The organism is Companilactobacillus hulinensis (assembly GCF_003946555.1).
Classification (GTDB): Bacteria; Bacillota; Bacilli; order Lactobacillales; family Lactobacillaceae; genus Companilactobacillus; species Companilactobacillus hulinensis.
Window position 1 is genome coordinate 1 of record NZ_RHOO01000021.1, and the last position, 19,571, is coordinate 19,571.

General features: G+C 35.4%; 21 protein-coding genes. 6 read left to right on the forward strand and 15 right to left on the reverse strand.

Going from position 1 to position 19,571, the window contains the following annotated elements; translation table 11 throughout:
• Nucleotides 1-512: 512 nt before the first annotated feature.
• Together EKM66_RS12600 and EKM66_RS09775 are read right to left on the reverse strand one after the other, a co-directional pair.
• Nucleotides 513-665 carry a hypothetical protein gene (locus EKM66_RS12600; RefSeq protein WP_164505115.1) on the reverse strand — a complete coding sequence of 51 codons (153 nt, stop codon included), beginning with the start codon at nt 663-665 and terminating at the stop codon, nt 513-515.
• The gene (locus EKM66_RS09775; RefSeq protein WP_125764092.1) at nt 640-1,308 is read right to left on the reverse strand and encodes a hypothetical protein; all 669 of its coding nucleotides are present in this window, start codon (nt 1,306-1,308) and stop codon (nt 640-642) included. The genes EKM66_RS12600 and EKM66_RS09775 overlap by 26 nt, the downstream gene beginning before the upstream one ends.
• Before the next feature lie 207 nt (nt 1,309-1,515).
• Here EKM66_RS09775 and EKM66_RS09780 point away from each other — a divergent pair, with 207 nt between their 5' ends.
• Nucleotides 1,516-2,289, forward strand: coding sequence for a helix-turn-helix domain-containing protein (locus EKM66_RS09780; protein WP_125764094.1), 774 nt, complete (start codon nt 1,516-1,518; stop codon nt 2,287-2,289).
• Nucleotides 2,290-2,335: 46 nt separating this feature from the next.
• Here EKM66_RS09780 and EKM66_RS09785 read toward each other — a convergent pair whose 3' ends face one another.
• The 3 genes from EKM66_RS09785 to EKM66_RS09795 form a co-directional block, all read right to left on the reverse strand.
• A complete protein-coding gene (locus tag EKM66_RS09785) occupies nt 2,336-3,226 on the reverse strand; it encodes a hypothetical protein (protein ID WP_125764096.1) in 891 nt (296 codons plus the stop codon).
• 154 nt (nt 3,227-3,380) lie between these two features.
• Nucleotides 3,381-3,656, reverse strand: a complete 276-nt coding sequence (locus EKM66_RS09790) for a hypothetical protein (protein WP_125764099.1) — start codon at nt 3,654-3,656, stop codon at nt 3,381-3,383.
• 26 nt (nt 3,657-3,682) lie between these two features.
• Nucleotides 3,683-3,988, reverse strand: a complete 306-nt coding sequence (locus EKM66_RS09795; RefSeq protein WP_125764101.1) for a hypothetical protein — start codon at nt 3,986-3,988, stop codon at nt 3,683-3,685.
• 170 nt (nt 3,989-4,158) lie between these two features.
• On the opposite strand from EKM66_RS09795, the gene EKM66_RS09800 reads away from it, so the two are divergent.
• Nucleotides 4,159-4,980: a helix-turn-helix transcriptional regulator gene (locus tag EKM66_RS09800; RefSeq protein ID WP_125764102.1), complete on the forward strand. Its 822-nt coding sequence runs from the start codon at nt 4,159-4,161 to the stop codon at nt 4,978-4,980.
• 217 nt (nt 4,981-5,197) lie between these two features.
• Here the strand turns inward: EKM66_RS09800 and EKM66_RS09805 are convergent, their stop codons facing one another.
• From EKM66_RS09805 to EKM66_RS09825, 5 genes are all read right to left on the reverse strand, one after another.
• Nucleotides 5,198-6,058 (reverse strand): alpha/beta hydrolase, encoded by an 861-nt coding sequence (locus EKM66_RS09805; protein WP_164505116.1) that lies wholly within the window; start codon nt 6,056-6,058, stop codon nt 5,198-5,200.
• Between the two features lies 1 nt (nt 6,059).
• A complete protein-coding gene (locus EKM66_RS09810) occupies nt 6,060-6,641 on the reverse strand; it encodes a hypothetical protein (protein WP_191988043.1) in 582 nt (193 codons plus the stop codon).
• A gap of 172 nt (nt 6,642-6,813) precedes the next feature.
• The gene (locus EKM66_RS09815) at nt 6,814-8,280 is read right to left on the reverse strand and encodes an MFS transporter (protein ID WP_125764106.1); all 1,467 of its coding nucleotides are present in this window, start codon (nt 8,278-8,280) and stop codon (nt 6,814-6,816) included.
• A 155-nt stretch (nt 8,281-8,435) separates the two neighbouring features.
• Nucleotides 8,436-8,759, reverse strand: coding sequence for a PTS sugar transporter subunit IIB (locus tag EKM66_RS09820; RefSeq protein WP_125764108.1), 324 nt, complete (start codon nt 8,757-8,759; stop codon nt 8,436-8,438).
• Nucleotides 8,760-8,864: 105 nt separating this feature from the next.
• Nucleotides 8,865-9,905: a MucBP domain-containing protein gene (locus EKM66_RS09825; RefSeq protein ID WP_125764110.1), complete on the reverse strand. Its 1,041-nt coding sequence runs from the start codon at nt 9,903-9,905 to the stop codon at nt 8,865-8,867.
• A 341-nt stretch (nt 9,906-10,246) separates the two neighbouring features.
• Between EKM66_RS09825 and EKM66_RS09830 the strand changes: the two genes are divergently transcribed.
• Nucleotides 10,247-11,413: an oxidoreductase gene (locus EKM66_RS09830; protein WP_125764112.1), complete on the forward strand. Its 1,167-nt coding sequence runs from the start codon at nt 10,247-10,249 to the stop codon at nt 11,411-11,413.
• A gap of 186 nt (nt 11,414-11,599) precedes the next feature.
• Here EKM66_RS09830 and EKM66_RS09835 read toward each other — a convergent pair whose 3' ends face one another.
• The gene (locus tag EKM66_RS09835; RefSeq protein WP_125764114.1) at nt 11,600-13,123 is read right to left on the reverse strand and encodes an ABC transporter permease/substrate-binding protein; all 1,524 of its coding nucleotides are present in this window, start codon (nt 13,121-13,123) and stop codon (nt 11,600-11,602) included.
• A 1-nt stretch (nt 13,124) separates the two neighbouring features.
• Nucleotides 13,125-14,063, reverse strand: a complete 939-nt coding sequence (locus EKM66_RS09840) for an ABC transporter ATP-binding protein (protein WP_125764116.1) — start codon at nt 14,061-14,063, stop codon at nt 13,125-13,127.
• A 187-nt stretch (nt 14,064-14,250) separates the two neighbouring features.
• On the opposite strand from EKM66_RS09840, the gene EKM66_RS09845 reads away from it, so the two are divergent.
• Nucleotides 14,251-14,691, forward strand: coding sequence for an Rrf2 family transcriptional regulator (locus EKM66_RS09845; RefSeq protein WP_125764118.1), 441 nt, complete (start codon nt 14,251-14,253; stop codon nt 14,689-14,691).
• 3 nt (nt 14,692-14,694) lie between these two features.
• Here the strand turns inward: EKM66_RS09845 and EKM66_RS09850 are convergent, their stop codons facing one another.
• On the reverse strand, nt 14,695-15,639 hold the full coding sequence (locus EKM66_RS09850; protein ID WP_125764120.1) for a zinc-binding dehydrogenase: 945 nt from the start codon (nt 15,637-15,639) through the stop codon (nt 14,695-14,697).
• 95 nt (nt 15,640-15,734) lie between these two features.
• Between EKM66_RS09850 and EKM66_RS09855 the strand changes: the two genes are divergently transcribed.
• Complete coding sequence (locus EKM66_RS09855) at nt 15,735-16,541, forward strand: MerR family transcriptional regulator (protein WP_125764122.1); 807 nt, start codon at nt 15,735-15,737, stop codon at nt 16,539-16,541.
• Between the two features lie 124 nt (nt 16,542-16,665).
• Here the strand turns inward: EKM66_RS09855 and EKM66_RS09860 are convergent, their stop codons facing one another.
• Nucleotides 16,666-17,097, reverse strand: coding sequence for a MarR family winged helix-turn-helix transcriptional regulator (locus EKM66_RS09860; protein WP_164505117.1), 432 nt, complete (start codon nt 17,095-17,097; stop codon nt 16,666-16,668).
• A 127-nt stretch (nt 17,098-17,224) separates the two neighbouring features.
• On the opposite strand from EKM66_RS09860, the gene EKM66_RS09865 reads away from it, so the two are divergent.
• Nucleotides 17,225-18,586, forward strand: a complete 1,362-nt coding sequence (locus EKM66_RS09865; protein ID WP_125764126.1) for a DHA2 family efflux MFS transporter permease subunit — start codon at nt 17,225-17,227, stop codon at nt 18,584-18,586.
• 101 nt (nt 18,587-18,687) lie between these two features.
• Here the strand turns inward: EKM66_RS09865 and EKM66_RS09870 are convergent, their stop codons facing one another.
• On the reverse strand, nt 18,688-19,542 hold the full coding sequence (locus tag EKM66_RS09870; RefSeq protein WP_125764128.1) for an SDR family oxidoreductase: 855 nt from the start codon (nt 19,540-19,542) through the stop codon (nt 18,688-18,690).
• Nucleotides 19,543-19,571 lie beyond the last annotated feature (29 nt).

The window sequence follows — 19,571 nt, forward strand, 5'->3', positions numbered from 1 at the left end:
TGGCACCACGGTGATACTGTGTTAAAGTAGATATGCTCATAGTAAATGTCTTCTTTCATGGTCTGTTTAGTCACTACCATTGTAAAACATTTACTATGGGTATTTTTTTTTGATTAGGTGTTCGGATTAATTTTACAATTCACGATTAACTTTATATTCAAACAATAACACCCATGTCAATTTTTTAGAGGGAATTTTATTTAAATTTCAAAAACCAACTATTTATTCGGATTCAGTGGACTTTTATAGTCCATAGTGTTGAACGGCCTCCGCCTAAATTAATAATGAATTAGTTGATTACCTTTATCTTTTTAAATTTAACTAATCTTACAAAAATTGCAATTATAGATAGTTCTAAGTAAAACAAATTTGAAGCAAGTGATTACTTCAAATTATACATTTACGATTTGACTTAGAGCCAAAGAAATGCGGAATATGGTTGCCTAAAATTTTATTTATTTAATCTGTCACTTTACAGGGAGAAGTACACAAAAAATTATGCAATGGTTTTTTTAATATTTACTTGTATCAGATGGTATAACTTCACAGTTAGAAATCACATTTCCATCAAACGAAATGGGTTTACTAGATGTATTATCCACATACATCATAGTCGAATCTATAAGATTACACACGCCTTCAACTGAGAACAATACTGCCATCATATGTGATCAGACTCCTTTCAAAAGTCGGATCTGAACTACTAAAAATATTGAATCCACCTTCTGCTGGTGAGGCTTCAATATCACTTCTACTTGGAAATGCCATTGACTCTTTATAGAATTCAATGGCTTCTTTAGGATTGTTAACTCTATATTTAGATGAGACTCCGGCACTATTATGTTGCATCGAAACAGATTCTTTTAGACCTTCCAAACGATAATTCTTGCTCAGATAGTAATAGCCTCCGTTACCATCAAGAATAGTCTGGTATAAGTGAGTAAAAATATGATCAATTTTCTTAGTCTCACCAGCTTTAACAATAATCGTTGATTTAAGATTTGAATTGATCTGAAAATCTGTATCATCTGGCAACAAAATCATAAATTTGGATAGATAAAACTTAGCATCTTGCTTGGATTTATTCTTAATTAACATGTCGACTGAATAATCGTTGTACGCATCTTCGGATGTTTTAAATTCAAATAAAATCTTATTTTTCTCAGGTTTATTAATACTTTGATAATTATAAATTTCAGTTTTATCTTCTGACTTGGTAGCTTGCGTCACGGATTTTTTTCGCTCACCACAACCGGCAATTACCACGAATGTAAGTACGGTTAAAATACCCCAATACTTCGTTTTCATATTAATTCCTTCTCGGTGGATAAATATAATACTCCACGACCACATTTAACCACCACTGTCAGGGATAACAATTAATGTATATCAAGATGTACGGGATGTATGCTTAGCCGTTATAACGTCCTAATATTACACGTTCAACCATGAGTTGATACTATTTTATCCACCCAACATATATACTTGATGTAATCAAGCGAGGGAGTGATCCATATGTTATTAAAAGACATATTAAGAATACAAAGAATGAAAAAGCATTTAACTCAAGAAGATATAGCAAATTCATTATTTGTTTCAGTCCAAGCCGTTTCAAAATGGGAAAACGGAAAAGCTGTGCCATCAATTGATAATCTAATTTCACTATCAGATATGTATAATATTTCCATAGATCAACTTGTTCAAGGAAGTCCATTTTTTAAAAAGCCACTCCAAGTTGGAAGAAAGTTCAATTGGAAAAAGTGTTTAACCTTTATGGTCATTTGGCTCTTCATAAGTCTATTATTCACTGGATTCGGATATCAGCCTTTATGGATTTTTGTCATAGTATTTTTACTTGGACCATTTATTGTGTTACCCGCCACCGTTGATGATTATTGGATAATTACCAATAATTCAATAATTGCAAAAAGTTATTCAACTAACGATTTAAACAAACTAATTGAAATATTCACTGGCAATCCTCAAACAACCACTATAAAATATCAACAAATTAAACAAATTGAGATTCTGTACATAAACAGAAAACGCACATCGCCATTTGATATTAATCCTGATCAATTTTATCTAAACGTCAATACATCAACAGCCAATTTCAAACTAGATTTGAATTCTGCATCTGCTTTGAACTCTACCTCGAATGATTTTCTGCCCAAATTTGTGAGTTTCTTAGAACGTAAAAATGTTTCGATCGTGGATGAAAAACATATTATTAATTGTATTATTCAAGGTAAATCTTTATTTGAAACTTTGGATAGTACCTACTCTTAAGACAAAACAAAACGGATATCCGAATGAATATCCGTTTTGTTTTGTCTTAATAATTACTTGGATTAAATTGTCCATCTCCAGGTTGATCATTGTAAGTCTGTTTTGATGCTTGTGAATACGATGTTACTTCACCATTAGTATCGATGTTGCCATCATATGCAATAAAATTATTGCCAATTGACGGATTCTCAGTACTATAAATAGCAAATCCACCATTTACCGGAGTTGCTTGAATATCATTACGACCAGCCAATGCCATTGCATGTTTGTACAAAGCAACTGCTTGTGCTGAATTAGTAATCACATTTTTTGTACTACTAGAAGATGTCGTCAATTTTACTACTGTACTTGGTTTTGCTGATGCAGCACTGGTTGAACTACCTTCTGGAACTACATTGACTTGGGCAGTTGAAGTATCAACATCTGGATTATTCGCATAAGTTGATGCTTGATCAGAGTCTTCTTTCTGCTCAGTTAATCCACTTGTATCTTTAAGGCTACCTAACCAATATTTCTTATTCATATAATAATAAGCACTTTGACTATCGAAGTCTTCTGCAGAAATATGATCAAATAACTTATCGATGCTGGTATCATCGCCAATATCGATTGTGCATTCTTTCTTGAGACGGGAATCAGCTTTGAAACTAGGATCTTCTGGATTCAAAATCTTAAAGTCTGCCAAGTTAAACTTGATATTCTTAGCCGTCTTGTTCATTACATTCATATAGACTGCATAACCAGTCGAATCCTTGACAGCATAGAACTTAAACTTAACATCTTTTCTCTCTTGCTTAGATAGATCTTGATAACTTGTAGCCTGCAAGCGCTCTTCAGGCTTGGCCGTTTTCGCAGAAGCACTCTTCTGTGTTCCACATCCGGCTACGAATAAGAAAGCTAGTAGTGTTACTAATACACCCCATAATTTCTTTTTCATAATCTTACCTCTATGGTGAACAAATATTTGTAGTTCACGACCCTATTTAACCCAAGATAGAGGCAGATAACAATTAAAGTATTCTGACTTGTACTATTTGTAAATAAAACCACTGTGAATCTTGCTCACAGTGGTTTTGTTATATATTCAAATGTTAGTAGATTGCGTAATTGGCGCCTTTGGCCATGTACATAATCTTCTCTTCGTAATCCTTACCATTCTCGATGGCACCCAATGTTCTAGTGATCTGAGTGTCATCCTTAAGTCGTCCAAATAGATAACTGAATGAGTAATTCTTATCAAGTAAGTTGTAAGTTCTCAATACTAAGTTCTTTGAGTAGTCGTCCTTGTCTACTTCTTTGTTATTATTAATGTCCGTATATAGTTCTGATAAAATCTTCTTTGCTTCTGTATTGTCTGTCATTTTCATAATATATACACCTGCTCCTCAATTTTTTACTGTCCATTAAATGCGTTATTAACCGAAATATTGGTAGTATACTTCTGATCTAAATTTTCAATTTGTTTATATAAGTTCTTTCCCTCATCAGTTAACTCAAAGCCATCAAACAAAGATAGTCGCCCCAAGTATGATTCTAAGGAAATAAGTGTCCTACCACTCAAATCATTGGAATCATCTAATTCTCTATAGACATCTACGATTGCTTTACCAGCAGCTTTATTACTGTCCAAAGCCATGTCCAGAGTTTCGTACAATTTTGAAAGGATTAGCTTCAACCCCTCCAAATCTTCTAGCTTCAATGGGCTTCACCTGCCAATCTTCTTATGATTTGTATGCAATCTTACAACATAGTACTTTCTATGTCTACATATATGATAACGCTTTCACAATAATTCTTAAATAGGCCTTAATACTTTCATTAAAATAATTGCTGTGGCATGATAAAAATACTTAAACAGAAAGTAGAAATATGATGAATAATCTTGGTGACATTCTTAAGCATAGAAGACTGGAACTTCATATGTCCCAGTCAGCTGCATCTGATAATATCTGTTCTCAACCAATGCTATCTTCAATTGAAAAAGGTAAATACATCCCCAATTCAGAAATTCTAATTTTATTGTGTAAAAGATTAAAAATAGATATGAATCAGTTGAGTTTGAACAATAATTATCAAATTAGTTCAGTTGAAATATTCAACAATACGGTCACTCACCTGTGCAACAATCATGAATACTTCGAATTGAAAGAATTTCTATTAAAGAAATCAACCGTAGAAAGTATCGCATCTGATAATCAGCTACAAGCATACTATTATTATCTTGGCATCGCCTTCTTACAATCAGATAATGACCTGGATCAAGCAGAAGTTAATTTAAAACTTGCAATGACAAACCCAACAGAACATTCCAATTTGACTACACTTGATCGACTGGTTTTAATTTCAAGTGCTGTTGTTTATGCCACCAAGCAACAACCCAATCTTTCCGACATGTATATTCAAAAAGCCTTCAAACAATTTAACTCGGCAACTTTTGAAACAAATCAAGTGGCATTATTTTATTTGGCCGGCTACGCTAATCTACTGATTAATAATAAATTGAAAGCAATAAAATGGCTCAATCAAGGTATTGATTTTGCATCAAATCATGATTCACATTATATGTTGGCAAACATGTACTATTTATTGGCAAAAATATTAATGGACACCGACAAATCAGAATTAGCCCTAGATTATCAAAATAGATCTCAGATTTTCACTGATTTGTTTCACGAAAAAGTATTCAAGTAAAATATCGCTTATTTATGTCAATTGACTCTATCTATTAGTTACATTTATTGTTATACTAGTAGTTGATACAGCTTTTATAAGTGACAATCTCAGTTACTTTGTATCGGGATTCAGTCAGGTGTGGTCACCTGGCTGTTTTTTTATGCTCTTTTTAATAGCAACCAAACAAAAAAACGTCACTAAAAACCAATTGGTTTCTAGTGGCGCTTATTTTTTCCTAGAATAATTTATCAACTAACCAATCACAAACATAATTAATTACTTGAGGTTGATACCATTCAACGGTCGCATGGTCAGCACCTTCGATAGTTACCCGATCAACCGGAACATCATTTTCCTTCAAACGAGCTTCCATTTCCTCAGCTTGATATGGTGAAACGATGGTATCAGAATCACCGTGCATCAATAAGAATGGCGCCAGACCCTTTTTAACATGATCAATTGGACTAGCAAACTTAGCATTCTCTTCAACATCTGTAATAGCGTGTGCCGTATCCTCACCAAATGAAACACCATTTACCAACAATGCCTCAGTAGAAGTTGTTGACTTGTGGAAGTCAGCATTCAGATTCTTACCGATCGTCAACAAATCTGAAATACCATATAACGATACAACAGCGGATACGGTGGTATTGGCGACTACACCAGTGTCAGGCATATATTCACTCTTTTCGGCAGTAGTTCCAACAAATTGCGCCAAGTATCCACCGGCTGAATCACCCATTACAGCAATTCTACCAGGATCAACTCCGTACTTCTTAGCATTATCACGGATATAGGCTAGTGCATTCTTACCATCGTTCAAAATAGCGGGAAAGGCATCTGGTACCGCACGATATTCTGCTGCCGCCACAACAATACCCCGTTGGGCGATTGCTGTACGCATTTGGATAAACTTATGATAATTGGCTGATGTGAATCCACCACCCGGAAAATAAATCACTGCCGGCTTCTTAACATCTGTGTTAGGAACAAGCAATGACATATGCATCTCTCTAACAGTATCGTGTTCTTTAATTTGTGAGTAAGCAACATCATGGTATTCATTTACCTTTGGAACTGTAACTTCTACTTTCATACTATTCTTCTTCCTCAATTCCATCTGCTTTAAAATTATGTTTCAAACTAGGCCAAATTCTTTTGTCAGCTTCCGCAATGATCACACCATTTAATAGGATAGAAAATAACGTACCGACATTCACCGCATAGATAGAATGTGTAGCAATTACTGATATAAGAACAACAATAATTGGTGGAACAAAATCAATTATTTGTGCGGCTGTGGAATTACCCTTTAAATACATAAATCTCAAAATATTAGTCGTATCATCATTAGGATGCATAACAATATTTGCACGTTGATACAATGAAATTGCGACGCAGAAACATGTTACACCGGCAAATGACAACAGTGCTCTGACTAACATTGGCAATTGTTGGACACCCATATTGGTCAGTAAATTAGTAAATACATCTACAAAATAACTGAAAAATGTAATATATAAAACTTCTGAAACAAATCTCTTAATATCAAGTTTTTTAATCAAAATTAAATTAGTTGTAGCGTTGAGTACACCATAAACAAATAGCATTGTACCAACATTGACGCCTAACCAGTGATTCAAATTAACTGCCGAAGCAGTCCAGATTCCACTTCCCATATTGGAAGTAATGGTCAATCCATTCCCAAACGCATTCAATACCAATCCAATAACTAACGCAATAATTCTAGTTTGTAATGAATTCTTGATATATATCACTCCTTCTACTTAATCAATAGTGATCATCATAGCACAAAAAAAGCAATCAATTGATATGGAATATCATGATTGCTTATTCTTTAACTTTCGATTTAACACCAAAATGATTAATGATAATTGCTAGAATAATTACTATCACACCGAATATATATATCCAATGAAGTCCAACAAATAATACTTCCCTTAACATTGGAACAATATTCTTGGGCAAAGCTATGACGTTCTTTGGATTTATAACCTCATTCACGAGCTTAAGATTAGTTCCAGGATGAGTATCAATACCGTTATTTATACCAACATTCATCAATATTCCAAAAACTGAAACCAACACTGTTTGACCCAGAGTATGAGATAACGTGTTGAATCCCGTTGCCAATCCGACGTCTTCTTTTGAAACCAAGTGCTGAGCTTCGACTGTAGTAGTTACCATTGCGATACCAATTCCAAAGCCACTAATTGAAGTTATAACCATAAACCAACCAAACCCAGTAGTCATCGGGATAAATACCAACAAAAGCCCAGCTAACAAAATAAATGATAAACCAAATCTTAGAATACGACGTGGTGTCCATCTAGCTAATAAATAGCTAGTTACAAATGAACCAACTACCCAAAAAATTGAATTGGGAGTTACTGCATATCCCGCAATCGATACAGGTGTACCCAAAATACCCTGGACCCAGATAGGAATATACACTGTAATTACCGCTAAATATCCGTTAACTAGTGCTGAAATAATATTTTGCCTCATGAAAGGCTTGTTCTTAAATAGTTTAAGCGGAACTACCGGCTCCTTAACACGTTTTTCATGTCTAACAAAAATCCATAAAGTTACAGCACTGATTATCCAAAATATCAACACACCGATCCAATCAACACCTCTACGTCCTAAATATTGAAAACTCAGCATCAAGAATAATACACTGATCATTAACCAAAAGCTCCCTAAAAGATCGAGATCCACTTTGTGGCGTTTCTTTGGCTCATGCAAGAACACTTGGATAATTACCATCATCAGTAAACGAAACGGTATACTAACAAAAAATATCCAGTGCCAGCTAAATTCATTCACAACAATTCCGCCAATTAACGGACCAGATAGAGTTGCAACCGCCCAAATCAAGTTATTTAACCCCAAAACTTTGGGACGCTCTTCATATGGATACAGATCTGCGACAAGTGTAATGGTGGCCACTGCCAAAGATGCAGCTCCAATACCTTGAACTGATCTCCAGAATACTAATTCATATATTGAATTTGATAATCCACTCATTATTAAAGCAATGATATATATGGCTAAGCCCGATTGAATAACTGGTTTTCTGCCAATTAAATCCGTTAACCTACCAATTATAGGAGTAAACATTGCAGTAACCAATAAAAAGGCCGAGAATACCCAACTCATCAATGATACTCCCTGTAAATCACTAACAATTGTCGGTAAGGCGGTTGATAATAAAGTTCCCTCTACAGAACTAAAAAAGGTCGCAATATAAATTGCGATTGTCACAGCAATTACACTGGTTTTTGATTGCGTCATGATTCAAATCCCCCTTTTGAACTGGCAATTAATTGATTCAATTAATGTTATCACTTAATCAGTATACCCGTCACTATCTTTCGATAATAAGTGGCAGGTATAATGTATTTCAATCAAAATAATCCATTGACGAAGTTAAAAACCTCATCAATGGATTATTTTGTTGCTTCATCAGATATTAATTCCAATGATCTTTTAAGAACCTTTTCGCCATTCATTGTTCCGTAATCGTGCATACCGATAACTTCGACAGGCATTGAAAACTTTTCTTTGAATTCTTTTTCTAGGAATCTAATTTGTGGTCCAACCATAATTACATCAGGATGCCTCTGTGAAACATCGTATTCGGCTGAAGCAGCACCAGTAGCAAAAATTTCAACTTCAATTCCATCCTTAGTCGCTGCTTTTTGCATCTTGGTAACCAATAAACTGGTCGACATCCCTCCAGCACAACATAACATAATCACTTTTTTATTCATGGCAATTACTTCCTTTATTAAAGTAATTGTACACCCATGGATTAGGTAATAATTAAAATTATATAAACTGTGAAAATCTGCCACACAATAACAAAAATAGAACTACTAATGTTTAATTATAAAAATTCCAACTAATCCCATTAAAGAAACTAGTGAAAAACTAGCTATTGTTATATAAAAGTTTAACCTGCCTGAACCAGTCTGCGGTAAAACTCCTTGATCCTCTGCCGTCAAACCTGTTGTTTGACTTGGATTATTAACAGCAGATTTTGAGACAGTTGTGGCAGTGTTAGGACTACTAGTTGTAGATGTTGATGGTAACAATCCACTCTGTTGTGTTTGTTGAGTTCCTGAATTAGAGGCATCAGTATTCAACAGACTTGTCGAGTCATTTATTTGATTACTATCACTTGAATCATCAGAATCACTCACAGATTCTTGAACATTAGAACCAGCAGTCTTTGAAGTACCAGACGATTCAGCGATTGTCACCTCTGAGCTTGCGGCATTAGTCACACTCTCAGAATTATTCGGATTACTGTTACCGGACTCACTTTCAGCTTTATTAGCCTTATAAACATAGATAACCGTTCCACCAATTCCACTCAAAGTCCCATTCGCAGGAAGACTAGTTTCATCCATTTTGACAAAAGTATAGCCATTGATATCCAATTGTTTAGTGGTGTAGTTCAAGTAATTACTTGATGCTGGATCATCAGAATGAGTTGCTTCAGTACTTGCCGCAATTTCGTTACCGTCAGTGTCAACATACTTAACTTTGACATCCCCAACTATAACTTTACCTTGTAAATATATTAATCCATCGGCATCAACAGCATTGCCAAAGTTATAGCTAGTGTTTTTTGCTGGATCAACCGTTATTGTAACGTCCTTTTCACCAATATCAGATTGTCCATCAGTAAAATGCGCTACGACTTTATTGCTAGCACTATCGCCGACAACGATTGGTAATTTAGCGGAACCATCATACCAATAAACATTAGTACCACCAGATAATGTAGTTTTTACTTGTTTGCTTGTCGTAGTTTGTTCATCTGCGTGTGCAATCGCAGGTTGAGACTCGTATACTCCGAACCCCAGAACCCACAATCCCATTGACAGTATTGCGTATTTCTTGAAATTCATAACCAAAACTCCCTCTCCGTAAACGGGTTGCAAGAGTCAGATTACTGCGTTTGCTACAAGTAAGAAATACACCACTACGTGATATTTTCCTTACTTTAGTCAATCCTCGTAATCTAACGACTTTTTACACCCTCTCGGTTAAATCAGTAAAAATTTACATTACATTTAAATTGTAATAATCATATTTGAATTAATTATGAAGATTCCGATTACATTTTAATTACTAAATAATTTTAAAAAATCAAATAATTACTTTTTATTTTAAATATCATGTTATGTTTAAGCGGTTTCAGACTATAATGGAAGTGATTAAACAAATTCATTAACTGGGGGAATATTATATGGATGTTTTACAACAATCAATAACACTGCCCAACGGAGTTGAACTAAAGAATCGTATTGGACTCTCACCAATGCAAACAATGTCCAGCCTCCCCGATGGTAATTTTTCTGACGAAGATATCAAATCATATGGAAGATTAAATCACGTCGGAAATCTATTGATTACAGGTGCCGTAACTTTTTCAGAATTAGGAGTATTCCAGGCTACACCTAGGATTGATAACGATGATACCCTTGCAAGTTTTAAAAAAGTTGCCAATACAATGAAAGCCCAAGGTAACAAAGCATTAGTACAATTAGTCTCTCCTGGACGAGACGCTCCGCTTGTTGCCAAAAAATATGGCCATTCTTTTGCACCATCAGCCGGACCAGACAATGGTAAGTTTCCATGGAATAACTTCTATACCGTTGCATTAACTGATGGAGAAATCACTGATATTCTAAAAGAATACCACGACGCTGCTAAGAGACTGATTGAAGCCGGATTCGATGGTGTCGAATTGCATGGTGGCAATAGTGATTTGGTAGAGCAGTTTCTATCTTCTTACTCAAATAGACGTACTGATCGCTGGGGTGGAACATTTGACAAACGTCTCAACTTCTTATTAGCAGTCATTGATCAATTCAATATTGCACGTAGAGAAATGAAAAAGCCTGATTTCATTATTGGAATCAAGCTAAACGCTGAAGAAGTTCATGGTGGCAATATTGGTTTTACCATCAAAGATACGCTTCAATGGCTTGACACTTTAATTACCAAAGATATTGACTTCATCGATATTTCGGTCGGAGAATCATCATTCAAAGATACATCGATCACTAGTCAGACCAAAATTATTAACAAGCTCATAAATGAAAAACTTGCTGGACGTATACCTCATTTCGTCAGCGGTAGTGTGCATACACCAGATGAAGCTAGAGATTGCATCAACAATAACTACGCCGATTTCGTATTATTGGCACGTGAAGCTTTGGTGGATCCCGATTGGTTAATCAAAGTCGAAAACAATCAAGAAGACAAAATCATTACTGAGTTGCCAGTTGATAAAATTGATGATTGGGGACTTCCGCAAGGAATGATAGACTTCTACTTGCGTAGTGGTATCATTCCATTCCCACAATTAAGCGGTGATGTCGATAATTGGATGACACCAGTAAAAATGTAGAATAAGTACCAAAAAAGCGTTGCAAAACACGTTTAACTTCTGAATATAACCTAAAACACCCCCATATTTACATAGTAAATGCGGGGGTGTTTGTTGTTAAATGGGAGAAATTACGTTTTGTTACGTGTTTACACTGCAAGTTTAATTAATTCCATAGTTAAATTACAGCATTGAGCGTATTTTAAATTATTTGTCTAATAAACCATGTTCTACCAAGTACTCATGTGCAACCTTAGCAGCTTTTTCATGCTTAACAGATACTCGATAATTCATCTTTTGCATATCAGTCACGCTGATCTTGCCAGCCAACTTATCCAAAGTCTTACGAATTCCAGGATACTTGGTCAATAACTTCTCAGATACCAAAGGTGCACCTTGATATGGTGGGAAGAAACTCTTGTCATCTTTCAACGCTACCAACTTGTACTCCTGAATCTGTGGGTCCGTCGTATATCCGTCCACCAAGTTAATCTTACCGTTTGCAATTGCTTTATAACGGATCGACGATTCCATAGTTTGTATTTTACCAAACTTCAAATTGTAGGCTTTACTGATTCCGGGATAGCCATCACCTAGTTGATAAAAGTCTGGATCAAATCCAGCATTTATTTTATCTTCAACCCTAACCAAATCAGACACGGTCTTCAAGTTATATCTTTTGGCGAAACTCTTCTTAACTACCAAGGCATAGCCATTCTCATACTTCATTGGTTTCAAGTATTCTAGATTCTCCTGTGACTTCAATAATGACTTTGCCAACTGGTACGTTGCTTCAGGATTATGGCTGGCACTCTTCTTGGTTTTGACTAATGATTCCAAGACAGTTCCAGTGAATTCTGGATATATATCAACAGAACCAGATTTCAAAGCTTTATATAGGAAGGAAGTTCCACCAAAGTTAGGCTTTGTTGTAACCTTGATGTGAGGATTATCCTGTTCAATCAAATCCTTATACATGTTAATTAATATTTCTGGTTCACTTCCCATTTTACCAGCGATAGTTATATTAGTTGTTGGTTGAACCACTGCACGATAACCAGCAACTCCACCAATTAAAACAACTAGCGCTGCAAAAATAATTCCAATTTTTCTTAACGACAGTTTGGAAATACCACGAATCAAGGCACTAAATATCAAGGCTAGAATAGCAGAAAGAACTGCACCAACTATCAACAGTGAATTATTATTGGTTTCAATACCAAGAATAATGTACGTTCCTAATCCCCCAGCACCTATCAAGGCGGCTAATGTAGCTGTACCAATTATCATAACCATGGCTATACGTAATCCAGAAATTATCATTGGCATAGCTAACGGTATTTCAATTTTTAGCAACTTCTTTGAACGGGAAAGTCCAAACGCCTCAGCTGCTTCTTCCAAGTCCGGATCAATCGTGGTCAACCCAGAATACGTATTCTGAAAAATTGGCATAACCGCATATACAACTAACGCAATAATAGATGGCAATGTACCAATTCCGACTAATGGAATCAAAATTCCTAGTAATGCCAAACTTGGAATGGTCTGCAACACACTAGTTACATTCAAAATAAACTCAGCTGCACGCTTGTGCTTCATTAAAATTATTGCTAAAGGAATGGCAATGACTGCTGCAATTAACAATGAAACTAATGAAATGGAAATATGTTGTCCGACCGAATTAAGAATATCATTCCCTTGGGTCCGAAAAATATGAATAATGCCTGACATTCTACTCACCATCCCTTGCTAAATAATTTAAGAGACTTTGAGTAGTCAGCTTCCAAATTCTTTCATCCGAACTCTCAACTAATACAAAATCCTTTTCTTTTAATAAGCGTGCCAAATCAGAAATGTTATCTTCCTCATTCAGATCAGCAGCCTGCTTATCAACCTCTGAACAATCCTGACTATCAATAATCAATTTTATCTTCTTGTCGTCATTATGCTGATTCTTGAAAAATCCATCAACGAAGTTATTCTTAGGGTTATTTATGATTTCATCACGACTACCGATCTGTTCTAGATGTCCAGTACGCATGATTGCAATGGTATTCCCAAGTCTCAAGGCCTCATTCATATCGTGAGTAACAAAAATAAAAGTCATTTTCATTTCCTGATGAAGCTTCAAAACCAACTCTTGTAATTGATTACGTGAAATTGGATCCAAAGCACTAAAGGGTTCGTCCATCAACACAATTTTGGGATTAGAAGCCAGCGCTCTAACGATACCAACACGTTGCTGCTCACCACCTGATAGTTCATGGGGCAAACGCTTTGCATATTTTTCAGGATCAAGTCCAACTTTTTTCAATAAATCAAAAGCAACTTGATGACGACGTTCCTTTGACCATTTGAGTGATTCTGGTTGAATTGTAATATTATCTTCAATAGTCATGTTTGGAAATAGTGCAATATTTTGTAAAACATATCCCATTTGCAGACGCATTTCTTGAAGGTTAAAGTCATCAATCTTCTTACCATCGATGGTTATATTACCTGAAGTCTGCTTGATTAATCGATTAATCATTTTTAATGTGGTAGTTTTACCGCTACCACTGGGACCAACCAACACAAAAAAATCTCCATCTTTAATTTGAAGATTTAGGTCATTAATAGCCGTATTATCATTATGTTCATACTTCTTGTAAACGTTCTTAAATTCAATCATATAGACACCCTTTTGAAAAACAATTTCTGTAACTCAATAAGTTACAAATATGATATAATTCTGAATACTTGTTGTCAATTGATATGCACATACACTGAGATATGAAGTGCTATAAGTTGACTAAACAAATATCTTAATTTATTATTTATTGTAATTAATAAAGTTACAATTGTTGGGAGGTGAGTTGATGCGTGTGTCGACTCGTTTCAGTGATTCCATTCATATCTTGGCGTTCATTGAAATATATAAAGATATTAGGCTCTCCAGTGAAGTCATTGCCAGCAGTGTTGAAACATCCCCTGTTGTTATTAGACGATTGATGGGGGTACTTCGAGAAGCCGGCTTAATAGCGACTAAACAAGGATCAGCCGAACCAAAGTTAGCCCGTAATCCAAAAGAAATTACCTTACTGGATATTTATTTTGCAACCGAAGGTAATAAACCATTATTTGAATTGGACAAAAAAACAAACCCTGAATGTATCGTTGGTGGAAATATTCAAGGAGTTCTTGGCGATTACTACGAGGAAGCTAAAATCGCAGCACAACGAAAACTCAATGACACCACCTTACAGGATTTGATTGAAACAATTCTGGTCAAAGAAAAGTCTAAAAAATCAAATAATTAAATACTAGTCATTATCAACGATGACTTGGCCCATATCACGACTCTCCATTACATAGTCATGTGCCTTCCCAATTTCATTGAGTTTGAATACTCGTGGAATTGGGATTTTTAAATCATTTTGAGAAATCATTTCGAACATTTCATCTACCCAATCTTGACGAACATCAGTTGAATCAAAACATGTTAGATACTTACCTGCCAAAGTAAATGGATTAAAATTCTTTACGATCCATTCACCCGCCAATAAGCCAATTAGAGAAACCGTTCCATTATCACTAAGATGTGCAATTGAATTAGTCAAACTGACAGTTCCAACCATGTCGATAATGCCATCATAAGTTTTCTCTGTCTGTAATTTGTTATCAGCATCAATGATTGAATCATCTGCACCATTATCAAGTAATGGCTGAAGCATATTCTCACGTCTTGTTGTAGCAGTGACTTTCAAGCCCATGACTTTTGCCAATTGAATTGCTGCCAATCCAACGGCGGTAGTTCCACCACGAACCAATAGTGACTGTCCTTTTTTCAGATTAAGTGACTTAAGAGTACCAAATGCTGTATAGAAGTTTTCAGGATATTCAGCCAAAGTTACCCAATCACCATCAAATTTAACTGGATATAAATTCTTATCATCTACAAGTGCATATTCTTGATAACTCCCGTCGACTTCTCGACCAAATCCACCCATCATAGTGATAACCTTTTGGCCAACTTTTAATTTACTATCCTCAGATACTTGTGCTATTTCACCAACAGCTTCAACGCCAATTACACGTGGGAACTTGACAGAAGGTGAACCACCCTCACGTGTCAATACCTCATAACGGTGAACACCAAATGCATGAATCCGCATGACGGATTGATGTTTAGTAGCATCAGGAATCGGTCTCTCAACAATCTTCATAACACTAGAATCTCCAGGTTTATCAATAACAACTGCTCTCATATTTATATTCTCCAATCTTTATTTGTTGCTCGATCAATAAATTCAGTATAGAGTGTAACGTAACGTTACAGTCAAGTATAGATTGGAGAAATTTCATGTTAACAATTCAAAAGTTTGCTGATTTAGCCGGTACCACTAAGCGTACGCTAAATTTTTATGACGAAAAAAGTTTATTTATGCCAAAAAAAATCATGGACAACGGCTATCGATATTATGATTACGATCAACTATATGACCTCACATTCATTTTGGAATTACGACGTTTGGGCTTATCAATCTCTGAAATCAAATCATTACAGGATCGCTCAGATAGTGACTCCTTAAATGATAATTTGAAAGATATAATGGCTCAGATCAATAATCAATTAGATAATCTAACCATCCTAAAGGAAACCTTGAATACAAGATTTAATCAAACTGATAATGATGAACCTATCATCAAAAATCGTCCGTTCACTGACAAATGTAAGAGTGCACAATTTTGTCGATCTAAGCAGTCAGTATCATGTACAGAAGAAGAAATAGCCGAAATTTACGCTGACTTTTATGAGCAACTAGGCAAGATCAAGCTGGTAAATAAACAAGACTCTGGATTTCTTACTCAATTACCTAACAGTAATGCAAATCTTTATCACACTGCATCATTTTGTATTTTGAAAGAAGTTTCTGCTCGTACTGATACTGGAGACCTGCCTATTATCGAGAAACCGGCGGGAAATTATATCTCAATCAACACAACCAATGATACTAAGAATATTTGTATTTCATTACAGATATTAGATGAGTACATCAAGAAAAATCACATTAAAATTAACGACAACCTTTGGCAAATGAATCTAGATGAGAAATTTACCAGTAAGGGAGCTTCTAATCTCGTTTGTTTACAATATAAAATCCAATAAAAAAAGTTGAGAACAGTTTATGTTCTCAACTTTTTTATTGGATTAAAGCTTACTCAATCAACTCATATGAAAGTATACCTAAATCATAAATCTATATACTAGTGCACCATTATCCGCACACTATTCAATTTTGTTCTCTATACTTATCCTCCAAAAGATTAATGAGTTGCTGAAGAAGATCAGGGTTTTCCAAATGCACAGATGCAACGATATTATTCAATTGGTTAAAAATACTATTGATTTTACGTGCGGCACTTTCACCTTCTGGTAATAAAAAAATCTGTTTCATATGTGGATTATCTGGATCGACACGTCTGATAATAAAATTTTGCTTTTCAAGCTTTTTTATCATATTAGTCAGTGTAGCTGGTTGTATATTCAAATATTCGGCCAAATTTGCTTGATTGGTACCAGGTATATCCCCCACATAGTGCAATAAACGTGCATGATCCATTCTAATTCCAATATCAGATAGCATTCGTTGAATTATTTTACTTTCTAGCTGCCCGGCTTGATAAATCAATTCCGCTGTGGTTACTGCATGTTGTCTAGACATTTTATCACCTACTTCCATGTTGTAATTAAAACTTAGATTAATTGACTTCCAAAGTCAAGCAGTGTACGATTTCAGTTATTGAAGTTGTATTTACAACTGAGCTGATTAGTTACAAAGGAGAGATACCATGCCTGTCACCAAAACGTATCATATTAAAACTATTCTCGTTATATTTATGATGAGTGCATTTATTACAATTTTGAATCAGACTCTACTTTTTACAGCATTTCCGGATATCATGAAAACATTTTCGATAAATAATAGCACTGTCCAATGGCTGACAACTGCGTATATGTTAGTTAATGGTATATGGATACCGGTTACAGCCTTTTTAATTAGTCGTTTTACTACCCGTCAACTGACGTTATTCGCACTTGGTGCCTTTACACTAGGCACCTTATTGTCAGCTCTATCCATTACTTTCAGTATGTTATTAATTTCCCGCCTTATCCAAGCTATCGGTGCTGGTATAATCATTCCTTTAATGCAAGTGGTCATGTTTACCATTGTTCCGAAAAGTCAACATGGCACCGTAATGGGGATTATCGGTCTTACTACCGGTTTTGCACCATTGATTGGTCCTACTATTGCTGGATTTATCATCAGCAAGTTATCTTGGCGCTTCTTATTCTGGTTAGTCCTCCCTATTGGTATTGGACTAATCATTGCGGCCACTTTTCAAATGCAAAATGTTGGTACACCTAATTCAAAAAATAAAATAGACTATAATTCAGTTATCTACTCAACACTTGGATTCGGATTATTGCTTTACGGTACTGGTAGTCTCAATCAAAATATGCAGCTTGGAATTTTTTCAATCATCATCGGTGGAATATTCATTGTGATTTTCATCCATCGCGAGTTGCAATTGTCTAAACCAATGCTTGACTTTCACGTTTTTAGAAATCGACAATTTTCATTGTCCTTGATCCTAGTCGTGTTATCTTTTATTACTTTGATTGGACCCCAAGCCGTTATTCCTACGTTAATACAATCCGAAATGCACTACACTGCTTTAACATCTGCCTTTGTGTTATTGCCTGGTGCGCTCGCCAGTGGCCTGACATCATTGATTGCAGGAAGTTTATATGATCATGTCGGTGGAAAAATATTAGGCATTATCGGAAGCCTTATTGTATCAGTCTCCATGCTTCCTTTTCTATTTCTCACAGCTCATACTTCGCTTATTATGATGGCAGTTTGTCTGGTCCTAAAAATGATTGGTAATTCTTTAGTAATGACACCTTTAACAACCGAAGCATTAAACGTCTTACCGGTAAAGTTGCTAGACCATGGTACGGCTATGGTTAATACATTTCGCCAAGTTGGAGGATCCATCGGTACTGGAGTATTAGTAATCATTCAATCATTTTTTAGTACCTACTCACAATTTATCGGTGTTCGGACATTCTTCGCCAGTATTATTTTAATCGGTTTAATTCGCTTTGTAATTGCATTAATGCTTAAGCCAAGCGAACACGTATCATAAACCAATAATACAGATTTATTTATGGGAACGATGTAATATTCCTAGAACACGTTCAATTAAATGGCGGAATATATTGTTTCAAACCGTAGGCGGAAAACCAACTACAGCTTAGAAACCAAAAAATCCTTCAAACCAGTAGCAACATGTCCCATAATTTGTTGATAATCATCTGTAACTACGTTAAGCAAGCCCATTCCACCAGCTTTATACATTGAACCAAGCATATGACCTTCGCCACCTTGGTTGTACATATCAGAGAATTCCTGCAATGAAACTGGACTATAACCAATTTGATGACCAGAAACTTCAGATAATACGGCTGCTAATTCTGGCATGGTGTAATTTCTATCTTGAGTCAATGTAAAAATTTTGCCATCTTGACGCAATTCCTCAGTCGTAGCAACCTTTGCGAAAGCCTTAGCACTATCTTCCAAACTGATGAATGATAATGCTTCTTTACCAACTGGATAAATAACATTTTTACGTTCAATCAATTCTGGTAAATATGGAACCAATGGATCAGCATATAAAGCATTCTTAATAATGGTAAATTTCAAATTGGACTCAGCCAATCTACGTGGTAGATAACCATAGAATGCTGACAAATCGAAAGGATTATTCTCTTGATCGGCTATAAATCCCATAGCTAAGATATGTCCAACTTTGGCCTTTTCAGCCGCCGCAACTACATTTTCTAATTCAGTTACACGGCTGAAACTATCATGACTCTTACTTGGAACATAAACGAAGACATCTTTGCCAGTCAATGCACTGACCATCATATCTTCATTCATATAATCGATTGGTAATACTTCTAATCCTTCATCAGCAAGATTCTTAGCCTTACTTACAGTATGAACCCCAACACTTATATCTGAGTTAGGTACAAGTTCCATAACTCCTTTTAGAATTTGTGAGCCTAAATGGCCTGTCGCACCAGTAATGATATATTTCATATTTATCAACCTTCCTCTATTCAATATAG